Source organism: Planotetraspora thailandica (assembly GCF_016863335.1).
Taxonomy (GTDB): Bacteria; Actinomycetota; Actinomycetes; order Streptosporangiales; family Streptosporangiaceae; genus Planotetraspora; species Planotetraspora thailandica.
This window is the reverse complement of record NZ_BOOR01000006.1, coordinates 24446-38012: the sequence shown is the minus strand read 5'-3', so window position 1 is coordinate 38012 and position 13567 is coordinate 24446. Positions and strand designations below refer to the sequence as shown.

Genomic DNA, 13567 nt, shown 5'->3' with positions numbered 1-13567 from the left:
CTCGCCGTCAGCGCAGGTGGAAGACGACCCTCGGGCTCTTCAGCATCCCGGCGTGCGCCGCCGCGACGTAGGTGCCGGGAGTGGCCGACGGGCGCCTGCTCGAACAGTCGCTCCCCGAGAGCCTGCGGTCCCAGTTGATGGTGCGCACGTACGGGACGCCCCGCTCGAGCGTCTGCGTGTCGACGCCGGAGCCGCTGACGCAGTCGGCGGTCGACCAGATCCGCTCCGAGCCGGAGGTGACGCGCATCTCCAGCGTGCGGGGGCCGACGTCGACGGTGCACTCCGTCCGTCCGGTGCTCACGATGGTCAGCAGGAAGCTCGGCATCGCGTCCTTGTTGTAGACCTCCTGCCCGCTCTGGAGGGCGACCACCAGGTCCTTGGCATCGCAGGGCGCACCGGGCCGGCGGGCTTTCTCGCTCTTCGACGCGTGCGCGGACGAGCCAGGCGTGGGCGAAGGCCCGCCGGGCACCACGGCACCGGAGCCACCCGCGCTCTTGGAGGCGAGCGGTGACGGGAGCGAGACGACCAGCGACTCATTGGCGCCCGGAGAGGCCTTGACGCCATTGGAGGTGTCCGGCTTGCTGGACGCACTCGAACACGCCCAGGCGACGACCGCCACGACGACGAGCATGCCGGTGAGCACGGCCACCCGGCGGCGCCAGTAGACGTCCGCTCCTTCTACACCCACATCACCACGGAACGTGTCCGGATCCATACGGACAGTATGGAGAGTCATGGCCCGCCAGGGGAAACGGCTCGCCGCTTCGTCCCCCGCCGAAGCGGTCACGCGAGCCGCTTCCGTCCGGACCTGCTCCAGAATGACCGGCGATAAGGTCGGACCGTGGCCGCCTCCTCATTGCGTGAACCGATCCTGGACTGGTACGCCGAGCACAACCGCGACCTGCCGTGGCGGCGCCCCGACGCGACGCCGTGGGGAATCCTCGTGAGCGAGATCATGCTCCAGCAGACCCCGGTCATCCGGGTCCTCCCCGTCTGGGCCGACTGGATGGAGCGCTGGCCCACTCCACAGGCCCTCGCCCAGGAGCCTCCAGGCGAGGCCGTACGGCACTGGGGGCGCCTCGGCTATCCACGGCGGGCACTGAACCTGCACGCGTGCGCCAGGGCCATCACGGCGGACCACGGCGGCCGCGTGCCGTCCACGTATGACGAGCTGCGGGCCCTGCCGGGTATCGGGGACTACACGGCTGCCGCCGTCGCCAGCTTCGCCTACGGCGGCAGCCACGCCGTCCTGGACACCAACGTGCGCCGGGTTCTGGCGAGAGCCGTGCGCGGGGAGGAGTATCCGCCCAAGGCCACCACGGCCGCTGAGCGCAAGCTCGCCGAGTCGCTGCTGCCCCCGGTGGGAGCCCCCCGCTGGGCCGTCGCGGTGATGGAGCTGGGCGCCCTGGTCTGTACGGCTCGCGCCCCCAAATGCGAGCAATGCCCCATCACAGCACGATGCGCCTGGCGGCTGGCCGGACGTCCCGCTCACGCGGGCCCCGCGCGGGTGGGCCAGACCTACGCGGGCACCGACCGGCAGTGCCGGGGGCGACTGCTCGCCGTCCTGCGCGAGGCGTACGGCCCGGTTCCCAAGGAGGCCTTGGATGCGGTCTGGGACGACCACGCGCAGCGGGAACGCGCCCTCGACGGCCTCCTCGACGACGGCCTGGCCGAACTCCTCGACGACGGCACCTACCGCCTCCCCGCCTGACCCTCCCCCCAACCCCCTGGGCGTGATCATGCAGAAGTTCGGCGGATGCCCACCTGACCGGCGCAAACACCGGTCGTGATCATGCAGAAGTTCGACGAAACCTCGCTCGACCTGCGAAAACAAGTTTCGTGATCATGCACTGACGGGTCAGGCGGCGAGCTTGAGACCCAGATCGGTCAGATTGCGCCGGGTCCAGTCGAGCTCGTCGGCGAGGCGGGCGACGAGGGCCGCCGGGCTCTTCGTCTTGGGGGCGGTCCACTCGTGGGCCTCGACCTCGACGTGGGCGGTGCCGTTGACGGCGCCCGAGAGGATGGCGTTCAGCGTGTCCTGAAGCACCGGCTGAGTGCTCGGGATCTCCTGGCTGTGGTTGTGGACGTGTCCCAGCTTCACCACGGGAGCACCGGCGAGCGCCAGACCGCGCAACGCCGCCGCCCGCTCCTCGACGCCGCAGGACAGGTGACACGCGTCCAGGCACACCCCGAGATGCTCGGAGTCGATGCCGCAGACCCGCTCAAGCGCCTGCTCGGTCGTCTCCAGCACACATCCGGGCCAGGGCTCGAAACCCACCCGGATGGTCTTCCCGGTGACGCTGTAGAGGCCGCGCAACTCCCGCGAGAGCCGTTCGAGGCGCCGCGAGGCGATCGAATGCAGATCGGCGGGCCAGTCGCGGCGCCACCCGATCGGAATCGTGGAGATGCTGCCGAACTGCACGTCGTCCGGAAGCAGGAACGCGAGAATCTTCGCCAGCGACATCGTGTACCGATAACGCTCGGGCTTGGCCCAGTCAGGACCGGGCACGTCCTGGTTGTGGCCGCCCGACCCGTTGAGGCTCACCACTTCGAGACCCCGCTCCTCGAGCGAACGGCGGAGCCGGACGAGTTCGATGCGATCGACGATGAGGTGGTCGGCCACGGCGGGCGCCAGCCACAGTCCGATGCCGAGCCGCTCGACCCCCAGCTTCCTGCGTACCGGGACCGCGTACCGGGTGAGGTGCGCGATCAGGTTCTCCAGGTCCTCGGCGGGATGAACCCCGGCGTTATAGGCCAGGTGAACGAGCGTCCCGTCGTCATGCAACAGGCGCATCAGATGCCTCCCAGACGTTTGTGCACTCTCTGACCATGATCCAGACGATCGGTCCCGATCGCATGGGGCCGAGGTCCCGTTGACACCGGGATCTTCCCGGCCCCGACCGAGCCTCCCGCGGACGCCCGGTTTCCCGCGTCCCTCTCACAGTGGACTGACAGGTACTCCTCTGGGATGACGCCGAGACTGCGCTCGCACACGTCAACGGTCCATATGGATCCCGGCCAGACTCTACAGAGTGTAGTACTACGTCTGGTGGCGTGACACCCGCTCTCACGCAAAACAAAAAGCCCGCGTGAGATCACCTCACACGGGCCGACATGCCGGCATTTCCTGAGAACGGGCCCAGAACGCCGACGAGGGGCGCCTGGGGCGCCCCTCGCGACTTCTCTCTACATCCAGGTCAGTTCTGGATCGGCTCGGCGATGGACGCCGCCGAGTCCGGAACCGCCGGGGTCTTGGCCTCGCCGGTGAACGTGAACTTCGCCGCGTCGCCCTCGCCCTCGATGTCGATCTTGACGATCTGGCCCGGACGCAGGTCGCCGTACAGGATCTTCTCGGACAGGCTGTCCTCCAGCTCGCGCTGGATCGTCCGGCGGAGCGGACGGGCACCCATGACCGGGTCGTATCCGCGGTCGGCGAGCAACTGCTTCGCGGCCGGGGTCAGCTCCAGCGCCATGTCGCGGTCCTTCAGACGCTCGTCCACCTGGGCGAGCATGAGGTCCACGATCTGGATGATCTCCTTCGGCGTGAGCTGGTGGAAGACCACGATGTCGTCGACGCGGTTGAGGAACTCGGGCCGGAAGTGCTGCTTGAGCTCCTCCTGGACCTTCGACTTCATCCGGTCGTAGTTGCTCTCCGCGTCGTCGGTCTTCGCGAAGCCCACCCCGATGCCCTTGGAAATGTCCCGGGTGCCGAGGTTGGTCGTCATGATGATGACGGTGTTCTTGAAGTCGACCACGCGGCCCTGGGCGTCGGTCAGGCGACCGTCCTCCAGGATCTGCAGCAGCGAGTTGAAGATGTCCGGGTGGGCCTTCTCGATCTCGTCGAACAGGACCACCGAGAACGGCTTGCGCCGCACCTTCTCGGTCAGCTGGCCGCCCTCCTCGTACCCGACGTAGCCGGGCGGGGAGCCGAACAGCCGCGAGACCGTGTGCTTCTCCATGAACTCCGACATGTCGAGCATGATCAGAGCGTCTTCGTCGCCGAAGAGGAACTCGGCGAGCGCCTTGGACAGCTCGGTCTTACCGACACCGGACGGACCGGCGAAGATGAACGAACCACCCGGGCGCCGCGGGTCCTTCAGACCGGCGCGCGTCCTGCGGATCGAGCGGGACAGGCCCTTGATGGCGTCATCCTGGCCGATGATCCGCTTGTGGAGCTCGTCCTCCATGCGGAGCAGCCGCTGGGACTCCTCCTCGGTGAGCTTGAAGACCGGGATGCCCGTGGCGGTGGCCAGGACCTCGGCGATCAGCTCCTCGGTGACCTCGGCGACGACGTCCATGTCGCCGGCCTTCCACTCCTTCTCACGGCGCTCGCGCTTGAGCTGGAGCTGCTTCTCCTGGTCACGCAGGGCGGCGGCCTTCTCGAAGTCCTGCGCGTCTATCGCGGACTCCTTCTCACGCCGCACGTTCGCGATCTTCTCGTCGTACTCGCGCAGGTCCGGCGGAGCGGTCATCCGGCGGATGCGCATCCGCGACCCGGCCTCGTCGATGAGGTCGATCGCCTTGTCCGGCAGGAACCGGTCGCTGATGTACCGGTCGGCCAGCTGGGCGGCGGCCACGAGGGCGCCGTCGGTGATGGAGACCCGGTGGTGCGCCTCGTAACGGTCGCGCAGACCCTTGAGGATCTCGATCGTGTGGCTGAGGCTCGGCTCGGCGACCTGGATCGGCTGGAACCGCCGCTCGAGCGCGGCGTCCTTCTCCAGGTGCTTGCGGTACTCGTCGAGCGTGGTGGCGCCGATCGTCTGGAGCTCGCCACGGGCCAGCATCGGCTTGAGGATGCTCGCCGCGTCGATCGCGCCCTCGGCCGCGCCCGCTCCGACGAGCGTGTGCAGCTCGTCGATGAACAGGATGATGTCGCCGCGGGTGCGGATCTCCTTCAGCACCTTCTTCAGGCGCTCTTCGAAGTCGCCGCGGTAGCGGGAACCGGCGACCAGGGCGCCCAGGTCGAGCGTGTAGAGCTGCTTGTCCTTGAGCGTCTCGGGCACCTCGCCCTTGACGATCTTCTGCGACAGGCCCTCGACGACGGCGGTCTTGCCGACGCCGGGCTCTCCCACGAGCACAGGGTTGTTCTTGGTCCTCCGGGAGAGGACCTGCATGACCCGCTCGATCTCCTTCTCGCGGCCGATGACCGGGTCGAGCTTGCCCTCACGGGCGGCCTGGGTCAGGTTCCGGCCGAACTGGTCGAGCACAAGGGAGGTCGAAGGCGCGGCCTCCTGCGGTCCACCCGCCGCCGCCGGCTCCTTCTGGTAGCCATGGAGCAACTGGATGACCTGCTGCCGCACTCTGTTGAGGTCGGCCCCCAGCTTCACCAGCACCTGAGCCGCCACGCCCTCACCCTCGCGGATGAGGCCGAGCAGGATGTGCTCCGTGCCAATGTAGTTGTGACCGAGTTGCAAGGCCTCGCGGAGCGACAGCTCAAGGACCTTCTTGGCACGCGGGGTAAAGGGAATGTGCCCCGAAGGCGCCGACTGGCCCTGGCCGATGATCTCCTCGACCTGCTGGCGCACACCCTCAAGGCTGATGCCGAGGCTCTCCAGAGCCTTGGCGGCGACACCCTCACCCTCATGGATCAAACCAAGAAGAATGTGCTCAGTACCGATGTAGTTGTGGTTGAGCATCCGGGCTTCTTCCTGAGCCAGGACGACAACCCGCCGCGCACGGTCGGTGAACCTTTCGAACATCTCGTCGCTCCTCACAGAGCGGTCAGGCGAGCCCGGGAGATCCGGCCCGTCGTTCCGCATGGTAGCCCCGACCCAGCGACCGCTCCCTTAGCAGAGGGGTTCCCCGAGAGCGAGGCGTTCACCCTCTATCCAACCCCCTGACCGCGGCGAGATGTTCCGGATACGCCGCAAGCGAACGAGGTTTTAGGAGACGGCAAACACAATCGCGCGGTTATCGCGATCGTCAGGACATCCGACGATCGCGATAACCGCGCGATCAAGAGCGCAGTTAGTGCGCCGCTTCGTACGCTTCGACGATCGACGCGGCAATACGGCCACGCTCGCTCACGGGGTGACCGTGCGACTTCGCCCATGCGCGGATCTCGGCACTCTTCTCGCGGCTCATCGCCCGCTGGGCGCTTCCACCGACACCACGACGGCGACCACGGGCAGGGCCGGATTCGGCCCGTCGTGCACCGCCGACGAAAGGCGACAGAGCATCGCGAAGCCGCTTGGCGTTGCCGTCGCTCAGGTCAATCTCATAAGAGGTCCCGTCAATGGCGAACGCGACGGTCTCATTGGCCTCGCCACCGTCGAGATCATCTATGAGAATCACCTGTGTATGCTTGGCCATCCGGCAATCCTTTCGCGGAGCATAGTTTGTTTCGTCAGCCAAACATATACCCGGTTCCCTTGGCTGACAATTCAAGATTGTGGATTCTCAGGAACCTGAGAGCTTCCTGAGTTCTCCCGCGACTGCCGCGTTGGCCTGAGCCCCGCCGCATCGGAACGTACCAACTTTACGATCCCGTACACGACGGCTCCCGCGGCGACGACGGAAGGTATCAACGCGGACAATACATCTGACATTCTGACTCGCTCGCGCCGGGGGTGTCTTTCGCGGCACCCGTGTAAATTTCGGATGACAGCTGGCCGTGCGCGGCGTTCCCAGCCGTAGGGCCACGACACGACGATAGCGCCGCGCCGACCTGGGTCCTCGTTCCGGGTGGCCTCCTGGCGAGGAAGGCAATCCCCGTCTCTCCAGCCGCCTTACCGGATGGCGCCGAAATCATACCCATGAATACCAAGTGGGGCGGTCCGCCGAAGCGGCCGCCCCACCTTTAACCCCCACTACGGGAAGTAGATCACACCGGGTCGATGCGATATCGGCACCAGGTCACTGCGGCGCCTTCACCACGATCGTGCCGGCGACCTTGTCGTGAAGCCCCTGGTGAAGGGGCTGGTCGGCCACCACCATCACAGCGATGACGAGCATCAGGATTCCGGCGAGGAAGTTGAAGAGGGAGGACGCCCCCACCAAGGCCATGAGAACCATGACCCCGGGGTAGAGAGCCGAGCGCTTCATAAGGGCGGACGAATCCAGTGCGGCCCCTCCGACGCCGACGACCTTGATCTTCATGACCTTCTTGCCGAGGGTCTGGCCGTCCTTGGAGTGCAGCACGTAGTCGTAGGCCGTATATGCGCCATAGGCGATCACACCGGCGAGGAAATAGGGCATAAACAGGGTGCCCGTGGGGTTCTGCAGCAGATCCGCGAAGGACGGCTTGAAGATCGAGTTGAGGATGGACAGGAGAATGTAGTACACGACGAAGAAGATGATGAAGTCGATGATTCGCGCGACCCAGCGCTCCCACCATAGGGCGAGAGGCGCGGGGGCGCCGGGGGGAACGGGCGCTCCCTGAGGGCCGGCTCCATAAGGGCCGTAGCCGGGCGGCGGATATCCACCGGGCGGCGGAGGCGGCGGAGGCTGATATCCACCCGGAGGCGGCGGCCCCGGCTGATAAGGATTCTGTCCGGGGGGTGGTTCTGCGGTCATTTGGTCACCTCTCGTGACGGAGTAGAGACCGGCTTCGGTCAAGCATCGCGCACGAAAGCCTCACCGTTACGAGGATTATCCCCCCTCTGCACGCGCCGCACTTGTTGTGCCGAAGATACAAAAACGGGGCCGATGGTCCGTTCCATCGGCCCCGTTTTGCACCGCTACTTGATCTTTACCACGATCGTTTCGGCGATCTTGTCGTGCAACGCCTGCCGTAGGGGCTTGTCCCAGAGCAGCCAGAGCACATTCACCAAGGCGAACAGGCTCGCGATCCAGCCCACGAACGGAATCCACCGGAGCAACTGCGGGCCGAAGGCGACGCCCGCCCGCTTCGCCGCCGTGTCCTGCCCGAGTCCGCCCGGCGCCAGCACCCCGCCGACGGGAACGACCTTGATCCCCATGGCCATCTTTCCAAGGGTCTGCCCCTTGGCGCGGAGCATGAGGAACTCGTACGCGATCATTCCCGCGCCGCCGAGCAGTGCGGTAATCACCGCGGCGGCGAACACCCCGCTCTCCAGCGTCACGGTGCCCGTGGTCGGGTCGAACCCGGCCTGCGTGATCAGGATGGAGCCGATGATCCCGGAGACGATGGCGAACGGGATCCCGAGGACGACGCCGTCGATGATCCGCGCGACCAGGCGCTGCCACCACTCGGCGAGCGGCGCCGGCGCGCCGGGCGGCACAGGCTGCCCGTACGGCCCGCCGTAGCCGACCTGTCCGTACCCGGGCTGGCCGCCGTATCCCGGCTGCCCGTACGGCTGGCCATAGGGCTGCTGGGGCTGTCCGTAGCCCTGCTGGGGCTGGCCGTACCCCGGCTGGTTGTAGCCGGGCTGCCCATACGGCTGTTGAGGCTGACCGTAGCCGGGCTGCCCGTAGGGCTGCTGCTGACCGTAGTCGGGCTGGCCGTACGGCTGCTGGGGTTGTTCGCCGTAGCCCTGACCGTACCCCTGGCCGTAGGGCTGCTGGGGCTGCGCGAAGTCGGGCTGCCCCTGACCGTAGCCCTGCTGGGGCTGGCCGTAGCCCGGCTGGTTGTAGCCGGGCTGCCCGTACGGCTGCTGGGGCTGCTGGCCGTACGGATGCGGGGGTTGCTGCCCGCCGTATCCAGGCTGGGCGTCACCCCCATATTGGGCCGTCTGACCATAGGCCGGTGCTCCGTAGCCCGGCTGGCCGTATCCCTGTCCCTGCTGCGGACCCGGCTGCTGCGCCGTGTTGCCGTAGCCGATGATCGTGACGTCCGGGTCCTGGCGGTTCGCGGGAGGATGGGCTCCGTCTGAATCATCCTGCGGATACGGCGGCTGTCCGGTGCTCACCGTGTCACCTCGTTTCGAGTGCGCGTGCGGCACATCGTCAGGCTCGCATGCTGATAACGCCTAACGTAGCGAGAGGTATATCAACAGTCACTTTTTCGGCAAGTAACCGAGCCAGTCAAGATCACCGATCGAGGTGGAGCAACATTCTGGTGTTTCCCAGCGTGTTGGGCTTCACGTGCTCCAGGTCGAGGAACTCGGCCACGCCTTCGTCGTAGGACGCGAGAAGCTCGGCGTAAACCTCAGGTGACACCGGAGTGCCCTGAATGGGAACAAAACCATGACGCCCGAAGAAGTCGACCTCGAATGTCAGGCAGAAAACGCGGCGCACTCCCAGATCACGAGCAGTCTCGATCAGCGCGGCCACGATGCGGTGCCCCACGCCGCGGCCGCGGGCGGCGGGGTCGACCGCGACGGTGCGGATCTCTGCCAGGTCCTCCCAGAGCACGTGCAGCGCTCCGCAGCCGACGACCACACCGTCGGCCTCGGCGACCCAGAACTCCTGCACGTCCTCATAGAGCGTGACGGTGCTCTTCTCCAGCAGGCGGGGACCCACCCCGGAGTACGCGTCGACGAGGCGGCGGATCACCCGCACGTCCGCCGTCGTGGCTCTGCGCACGACCACCGTCGGAGGCCCTGACTCCGCGGGTGTCTGCTCGGCGACCTGCTCCATGGATCGTCAGCGTAGTCGGCGCCGCCGCAGTAAGGCCCTGTGGTCACGCCCGGCCTGCGCTGACGAGTCGTCCGCACCAATATCGGCCCGACCCAAAATGCAGGCCCGGATCCCCGGCAGGTGCGGCATGATCATGCGGGGCGACCGTACCCCGTGGGCGCCCGATTCACAGATTTTCAGATTTTACTCAGGGTTGACCCCCGAGCGACCAGTGTCAAAACGATCCAAAAAGGTTAAATCGCAGGTAGAACAGGGTGCGCGCCAACCTCACCCGTAACAACCTCGTGATCGTTCGGTTGCACAACCTCGACGCGATCCTGGGTTCTGGTTGAGCTAGAACCCCAAATGCCGTATCGTCCAGCGGCAATACGGTCGCCGCGCCCCCCGCGGAAGCCGGACCGCCGAATCTGCCCCGCACGCACGTGTGGGGGAGAACCGGGGACCCAACTGTGCAGATCTGGTTGATCTAGATCAACAAGGGGTGAATCCGAAAGGTAGGGCCACTCCCGCCCGAACCCGTCAGCTAACCCGGTAGGCGGCCAAGAGTGCCGTGCGGAACCCCGTCTGGTCCGTTCCCCCTCGCAAATAGCGGACCGGTCCGTGCGACACGACATTGGAGAGGAGTCTTGTTGCACGAACGTCGCGAGCGGGCTGCCGGCAGACACACCCGAAGCCGGAAGTCCGTGGCGGGTGGAGTCCTGTCCGGCTCCATCCGCAAGCTGGTCTTAATCGGCGTGGGGATCACAATGATCACGGTCGGCGCCCCCATGATCTCCGCGACCGCCGAGCCGAAACCCACCACCAAGGAGCTCGCGGCCCAGGTCGAGAAGCTCTACAACGACATCGAGACCCTCACCGAGCAGTACAACGGCCAGAAGGTCCGTCTCACCGCGGCGAAGCGGTCGGCCGATCTCGCCAAGAAGACCCTCGCCAAGAGCCAGGATCAACTGGCCACACTCCGCCAGAAGGCGGGCTACCTCGCCCAGAACGCGTACATGACCGGTGGCCTCGGAACCACCGCTCTCGCCCTGGTCGGCAGCGCCAACCCCGAGAGCTACCTCGACCAGGCGTCCATGCAGTACGCCCTGGAACAGCAGCAAGGCCAAGAGGTCGCCGAGGTCGCCAACGCGATGAAGGCCGCCGCCGCCGCCAAGGCCAGCGCGACCGCCCGCGAGGCGGAGGTGAAGGACCTGCTCGACAGCCTCACCGCGCAGCGGACCAAGATCACCAAGATGGTCAAGAAGGCGGAGAGCAACCTCTACAGCAAGGTCGGTCTCGAGGTCAGCGGCGGCGTCGCACGCCGCGTGGACTTCCCCGTCATCGGCAGCGGCAAGGCCGCACAGGCGGCGCGATGGGCGCTGGCGCAGCAGGGCTCGCCGTACGTCTGGGGCGCCGCGGGGCCCAGCTCCTTCGACTGCTCCGGGCTGATCATGGCGGCCTACCACACGGTCGGCATCAGCCTGCCGCACTACACCGGCAGCCAGTGGACCTCGGGCACGCACGTATCCACGAAGGACATGCGCCCCGGTGACCTGGTCTTCTTCTACAGCGACCTGCACCACGTCGGCATGTACATCGGCGGCGGCTACATGGTCCACGCGCCCCACACGGGAGACGTGGTCCGTGTCGCACCCCTCGCCGGACGGCCGATCGCGGGAGTCGTCCGCGTCGCCGACTGAGTCGCGGGCCCGCCGGCCGGGCCGTACCCTCCGCGGGTCCGTGATGGCATGTGACGCCACCGGGCCCGCGAAGGCGCGGGAGGCCGGGCCGGCCGTACGGATGACCTCTCGCGGTGGAGAGACGGTCAGATGAGGCGGCGGCGGGCCGCCCAGGCGACCGCCTCGATCGCGGTCGCGACGCCGATCTGGTCGCAAATGTGACGCAGCCGCCTTCTGACGGTGCGCCCGCTCACATCGAGACTGCGGCCCACCCGCTCGGCGGTGACACCCTTGGCGAGCTCCGCGAGAAGCAACAGGTCCTCACCGGTGAGACCGGCACGCTCATGATCTGCGACAAGATCCTCGCCCATTGTGACGACGTCAGGAAGCCCCATCGTCTACCCTCCCCCACGACGATGAACGGGTCGGTCCACCTTCGGGAAGGTAAACGCCTCCGACCAAGGTCGTCAAGGTTGGACCTTGTCGTGAAAACCACCCTGGTGATCACTGGTCCCGGGGGTCACATCGTCCCCAGCCGTCCGGCGATCTGGCGAATTTCCCGGCATTTCACACCGACTTCATGTCCCGGTATGTGAGACGGCCACGCGGCGTGCGGAGAAGCCGACGGCCTCCGCGCGCCGCCATGGACGGCCCGGGCGGGGTCAGGTGCCCAGCAGCTTGCGCACCTGGTCGCGCCCGACGGCGAGCAGCAGCGTGGGCAGCCGCGGGCCGGTTTCGCGGCCCACCAGCAGCCGGTAGAGGAGGGCGAAGAAGGTGCGCTGGGCGGCCTTCAGCTCCGGAGTCGCCGCCTTCGCGGCCAGATCCAGCCCGGCCTGCACCTTCGGCACGCCGTACACCAGGGTCGTCAAGCCGTCGAGCGACCAGTGGTCGTCGAGGCCGTCGGACAGCAGCTTCAGCGAGGCGAGCTCGGTCTCGCTGAGGGTGCCCAGCAGCGCGGTGTCGGGCTCCTCGCGCACCTGTGTGCGCTCCTCCGCGGGCACATAGGTGCTCACCCAGTGCTGAGCGCGGTCGAGCCGGGGCCGCAGCTCGTCGAGGTCGGAGATCTCGGGGTCGAACTCGCGCAGGATCCGCAGCGTCTGCTTCTCGTCCCCCGTGGTGATGTCCGCCACCGAGGCCAGCGTGCGGTACGGCAACGGCCGCGGCGTCACGGGCAGTGTCACCGACGCGGTGCCCGACGCCCGGCGGTGGGCGGCCTGGTCGGCCGGGAGGGCGCTGCCGTCCGCGACCTTCCTGGTCAGGGTGTCCCATTCGTCATACATGCGCTGGATCTCCTGGTCGAAGGAGATCTTGAACGACTGGTTGGGACGCCGCCGCGCGTACAGCCAGCGCAGCAGCGAAGGCTCCATGATCGACAGGGCGTCCGCCGGGGTGGGCACGCCGCCCTTCGAGCTGCTCATCTTGGCCATGCCGCTGATGCCGACGAAGGCGTACATCGGGCCGATCGGCTGATCGGCGCCGAACACCTCCCGGATGATCTGGCCACCGACGATGAAGGACGACCCGGGCGAGCTGTGGTCCACCCCTGACGGCTCGAACACCACGCCCTCATAGGCCCAGCGCATCGGCCAGTCGACCTTCCACACCAGCTTGCCCCACGTGTGCTCGGCGAGGATCACCGTCTCGCCGTGGCCGCAGGCACAGGTGTACGACAGCTCCGTGGTCTCGTCGTCGTAGGACGTCACGGTCGTCAGGTCGCGGTTGCAGACCGAGCAGTAGGGCTTGTACGGGTAGTACCCGCCCAATCCTGAGCCGTCGTCCTCGGCCGCCGCCCCGGAGCCTTCGAGCGCCGCCGCCTCGTCGGCGTCCTTGGCCTTGACCTTCGCCTTGGTGCGGTACTGGCCGAGGATGGCGTCGATCGTGCGCCGCTCGCGCATGGCGAGCAGCACCTGGTCCCGGTACGCCCCCGAGGTGTACATCTCGGTCTGGCTGATGCCGCGGAACTCCACGCCCATCTCGGCGAGGGCCGCCGCCATCGGCGCCTTGAAGTGCTCGGCCCAGTTGGGATACGGGCTGCCGGGCGGGGCCGGCACCGAGGTCAGCGGCTTGCCGATGTGCTCGTTCCACGACGGATCGATCCCTGCGGGAACCTTGCGGAAGCGGTCGAAGTCGTCCCACGACAGGATGTGGACGCACTCGACACCGCGGCGCCTGATCTCGTCGGCGACCAGATGCGGGGTCATGACCTCACGCAGGTTGCCGAGGTGGATAGGGCCCGAGGGGCTCAGCCCGGAGGCGCAGACGACGGGTTTGCCCGGCGCACGCCGTTCGGCCTCGGCGATGACCTCATCGGCGAAACGCGCCACCCAGTCGGCGTCCATCACGGCAGTCCTCTCTGAACGGGGTCCTGCCTTCTATGGTCCCGTACGCCGGGGAGTGCTTCAGGCATTGTC

11 protein-coding genes and 1 riboswitch are annotated in these 13567 nt (G+C 67.2%); of the genes, 2 read left to right on the top strand and 9 right to left on the bottom strand.

Annotated elements, in window-relative coordinates; translation table 11 throughout:
• Positions 1-7: 7 nt before the first annotated feature.
• The gene (locus Pth03_RS04270; protein ID WP_203942780.1) at positions 8-715 is read right to left on the bottom strand and encodes a hypothetical protein; all 708 of its coding nucleotides are present in this window, start codon (positions 713-715) and stop codon (positions 8-10) included.
• A gap of 126 nt (positions 716-841) precedes the next feature.
• On the opposite strand from Pth03_RS04270, the gene Pth03_RS04265 reads away from it, so the two are divergent.
• Entirely contained in the window at positions 842-1711 is an 870-nt protein-coding gene (locus Pth03_RS04265; RefSeq protein WP_275413023.1) for an iron-sulfur binding domain-containing protein, read from the top strand.
• A 147-nt stretch (positions 1712-1858) separates the two neighbouring features.
• On the opposite strand, the gene Pth03_RS04260 is transcribed toward Pth03_RS04265, so the two are convergent.
• The 6 genes from Pth03_RS04260 to Pth03_RS04235 all read right to left on the bottom strand — a co-directional run bounded on the left by Pth03_RS04260 (position 1859) and on the right by Pth03_RS04235 (position 9498).
• Positions 1859-2794 carry a TIM barrel protein gene (locus Pth03_RS04260; RefSeq protein WP_203942779.1) on the bottom strand — a complete coding sequence of 312 codons (936 nt, stop codon included), beginning with the start codon at positions 2792-2794 and terminating at the stop codon, positions 1859-1861.
• Between the two features lie 403 nt (positions 2795-3197).
• Positions 3198-5699, bottom strand: a complete 2502-nt coding sequence (locus Pth03_RS04255) for an ATP-dependent Clp protease ATP-binding subunit (protein WP_203942778.1) — start codon at positions 5697-5699, stop codon at positions 3198-3200.
• Between the two features lie 268 nt (positions 5700-5967).
• Positions 5968-6312: a histone-like nucleoid-structuring protein Lsr2 gene (locus Pth03_RS04250; protein ID WP_203942777.1), complete on the bottom strand. Its 345-nt coding sequence runs from the start codon at positions 6310-6312 to the stop codon at positions 5968-5970.
• Positions 6313-6855: 543 nt separating this feature from the next.
• Positions 6856-7515: an RDD family protein gene (locus Pth03_RS04245; protein WP_203942776.1), complete on the bottom strand. Its 660-nt coding sequence runs from the start codon at positions 7513-7515 to the stop codon at positions 6856-6858.
• 164 nt (positions 7516-7679) lie between these two features.
• Positions 7680-8828, bottom strand: coding sequence for an RDD family protein (locus tag Pth03_RS04240; protein ID WP_203942775.1), 1149 nt, complete (start codon positions 8826-8828; stop codon positions 7680-7682).
• Positions 8829-8949: 121 nt separating this feature from the next.
• Entirely contained in the window at positions 8950-9498 is a 549-nt protein-coding gene (locus Pth03_RS04235; RefSeq protein ID WP_203942774.1) for an amino-acid N-acetyltransferase, read from the bottom strand.
• A gap of 389 nt (positions 9499-9887) precedes the next feature.
• A riboswitch (cyclic di-AMP (ydaO/yuaA leader) is annotated at positions 9888-10051 on the top strand.
• 130 nt (positions 10052-10181) lie between these two features.
• Between Pth03_RS04235 and Pth03_RS04230 the strand changes: the two genes are divergently transcribed.
• Positions 10182-11177 (top strand): C40 family peptidase, encoded by a 996-nt coding sequence (locus Pth03_RS04230; RefSeq protein WP_239118745.1) that lies wholly within the window; start codon positions 10182-10184, stop codon positions 11175-11177.
• A gap of 125 nt (positions 11178-11302) precedes the next feature.
• Here Pth03_RS04230 and Pth03_RS04225 read toward each other — a convergent pair whose 3' ends face one another.
• Positions 11303-11551 (bottom strand): helix-turn-helix domain-containing protein, encoded by a 249-nt coding sequence (locus tag Pth03_RS04225; RefSeq protein WP_203942773.1) that lies wholly within the window; start codon positions 11549-11551, stop codon positions 11303-11305.
• 267 nt (positions 11552-11818) lie between these two features.
• Positions 11819-13495: a lysine--tRNA ligase gene (gene lysS, locus Pth03_RS04220; RefSeq protein ID WP_239118744.1), complete on the bottom strand. Its 1677-nt coding sequence runs from the start codon at positions 13493-13495 to the stop codon at positions 11819-11821.
• Positions 13496-13567 lie beyond the last annotated feature (72 nt).